1 protein-coding gene and 1 pseudogene are annotated in these 3,064 nt (G+C 64.6%); both read left to right on the top strand.

Annotation, left to right across the window (positions count from 1 at the left end):
* Positions 1-450: 450 nt before the first annotated feature.
* On the top strand, positions 451-2,526 hold the full coding sequence (locus EOA28_RS30770) for a 3-hydroxyacyl-CoA dehydrogenase NAD-binding domain-containing protein (RefSeq protein ID WP_128315611.1): 2,076 nt from the start codon (positions 451-453) through the stop codon (positions 2,524-2,526).
* 301 nt (positions 2,527-2,827) lie between these two features.
* A pseudogene (locus EOA28_RS30765) lies at positions 2,828-3,064 on the top strand (BMP family ABC transporter substrate-binding protein); the annotation flags it as partial.

Below are 3,064 nucleotides of genomic sequence, written 5' to 3'. Positions count from 1 at the left end.
TATACCGCACTTGCTGCCCGCTCAGGGTCCAAGAAACTCGCCATCATCGCCGTCGCAAGGAAGCTCCTGGTCGTCCTCAACGCCATCATGCGCGACAAAACCGCATTCGCGTGAACACAGTTGCCATGCCGTTATGCAGGCGCGCCTCTCACGGTGCAGAATTCTGCTCCGCTGCCGCTCTTGGATCAAGGTAACGGCATGGATTCCAGGGTCTCCGCGACGGAGCTTCGCTCCTGCTCCGCCCTGGAATTACGATCGCGATGGACGTTTCTGCCAATCTCCAACGCATACCGCCTGCCAACGCAAAAACGCAGCCAACCTTTCAAAATCCCTTTGTCGGGAAACCAGCCGCTCTCAACTAACCATTGCGCCAAGTCTGGTTCGGGTTCCCATTCACGGGCCGGCCTAGTAAACCCTTGCGCCATTGCAGCCGGTCTCGGGAGGTTCCGCTTGTCCAGTTCTGTCAGCGTCACGAATGACAACGGCGTGGCGGTGGTCACCATCGACAATCCGCCGGTCAATGCGCTGAGTTTTCATGTCCGCAAGCCGCTCTATGAGGCGCTTGCCGCGCTACGCTACGATCCTGCCGCCAAGGCGATCGTCATAGCCTGCGCCGGGCGCACTTTCGTCGCCGGCGCAGACATCACCGAATTCGGCAAGCCGGTCCAGCAGCCGGAACTACGCGCCATCATCGCCTTGCTTGAAACGATTCCCAAGCCGACAGTTGCCGCCATCCACGGCACGGCGCTCGGCGGCGGGCTGGAACTGGCGCTCGGCTGCCATTTCCGCATCGCCGATCGCGGCGCCAAGCTCGGCCTGCCCGAAGTAAAACTCGGTCTCTTGCCGGGCGGCGGCGCTACGGTGCGGCTGCCGCGCCTTGTGGGCGCCGCGAAGGCGCTCGCCATGATCGTTTCCGGAACGCCGATTTCGGCCGGCGAGGCGAAGGCGGCGGGGCTTGTCGACGCGGTCGTCGACCGCGATCTGCCGGCGGAGGCCGTTCGTTTCGCCCACGAAATGACTAACCGAGGCGGCCCCTTCGGGCCGGTGCGTGAGCGCAAGGACCGCCTCGCCGAGACCGATCTTGCCACCCTCGACGCCCAGGCCGCTGACCTCGCCAGGAAGGCGCGCGGCCTCGAAGCGCCAATCGCCTGCGCCGAGGCCGTGCGCAACGCCATCACCTTGTCTTTCGACGCAGCGCTTGCCGCCGAACGGCAGCTTTTCCAAAAGCTCGTTGCCGGCGATCAGTCGCGCGCGCAGCGGCATCTGTTCTTCGCCGAGCGCGAGGCGGCGAAGGTGCCCGGCAAGGACCTGCAGAAGCGTCGGCTCGAACGCGTCGGCATCATCGGCGCCGGCACGATGGGCGGCGGCATCGCCATGGCCTTCGCCGATGGCGGCCTGCCGGTGACCTTGCTCGAGACCAGCGATGAGGCGCTGGGGCGCGGGCTGGCGACGATCGAGAAGAACTATGCCGTATCGGTCAGCCGCGGTTCTTTGACGGAGGAGGCCAAGCAGAAGCGCCTCGAACTGTTCAAGGGCAGCACCGACTATGCCGACCTTGCCGATTGCGACCTGATCATCGAGGCCGTGTTCGAGGACATGGTCGTCAAGCAGGAGGTGTTCGGCAAGCTCGACACCATCGCCAGGCCCGGCGCCATCCTCGCCACCAACACCTCCTATCTCGACGTGAACGAAATCGCCGCCTCGACGTCACGGCCGCAAGACGTGCTCGGCATGCATTTCTTTTCGCCGGCTAACATCATGAAGCTCCTGGAGATCGTGCGAGCCGAAAAGACCGCGCCCGAGGTGCTGGCGACGGTCACTGATCTCGCCCGGCGCATCGGCAAGGTCGCGGTCGTCGTCGGCGTCTGCCACGGTTTTGTCGGCAACCGGATGCTGTCCGCGCGCGGGGCGGAGAACGAAGCGCTGCTGCTGGAAGGTGCCACCCCTGCCCAGGTCGACAAGGCATTCACCGATTTCGGCTGGCCGATGGGACCGTTCCAGATGGGCGACCTCGCCGGCCTCGACATCGGCTGGCGCAACCGCAAGGCGCGTGGCCAGACGGCGGTGATTGCTGATACGCTGTGCGAACAGGGTCACTTCGGTCAGAAGACCGGAAGTGGGTGGTACCGCTATGAGAGCGGCGCGCGGGAGCCGGTCGCGGACCCGGATGTGGAGGCACTGATCCGCGCCAAGGCGGCGGAGCTTGGAATTGCCCGGCGTGAGATCGGCGCGGAGGAAATCATCGAGCGCACGCTTTATCCCTTGGTCAACGAAGGTGCGCGGATTCTCGAGGAGGGGGTAGCAGCCCGCGCGTCCGACATCGATGTCGTCTGGGTCAACGGCTACGGCTTTCCCATCGGCAAGGGCGGACCGATGTTCTGGGCCGGGCTTGCGGGCGCGGGCAAGATCGTCGAGCGCCTGGAGTATTGGCACCGGCGGACCGGACGGGCGATTTTCGAGCCGGCGCCGGCGTTGAAAAGGTTTGCCGAGACGGGATCGTGGGAGGGCGCGGGCGGCGCCCCGTAACTTCGTCATTCCAGGGCGAAGCGAAGCGTAGACCCTGGAATCCATGCCGGAACTTCAAGCGAAGAATGCCACGGTGCAGAACAGGCATTGGCGCAGCCGTTGCTGGTTCTGCGCCGTTGAGGAGCGGATCCTCGGGTCTGCGCGCGTCGCTTCGCTCCTTGCCCCGCCCGTGGATGACGAACGCGAAAGCGCAACCAAATTTGACCATGTGGACAAATCTCACCCACCGTTCCATAGTCCCCGGCGTCTGACATTTTTGGAACGGCCGGCTCGACACGGCTGTCGAACAGAGGGGCACTTCATGGAAAACGACCGTAGCAAAACGCAACGCGCCGGCCTGTCGCGGCGCAACCTGCTGGAACTTGGCGCGCTCGGCCTCGCGGCCACCGTGCTGCCCAGCGCGGCCTTCGCCAAGGACAAGAAGCTGAAGGTGGCGGCGATCTTCGCCACGCCGATCGAGGAGCCGTGGGACAACCAGATCCATGTCGCCCTGCAGAAGGCCGAGAAGGAACTGGGCATCGAATACAAATGGCTGTCT

Source organism: Mesorhizobium sp. M2A.F.Ca.ET.067.02.1.1 (assembly GCF_004023285.1).
Lineage (GTDB): Bacteria > Pseudomonadota > Alphaproteobacteria > Rhizobiales > Rhizobiaceae > Mesorhizobium.
The sequence above is the reverse complement of the archived record's forward strand: the minus strand, read 5'-3'. Positions and strand labels throughout refer to the sequence as shown.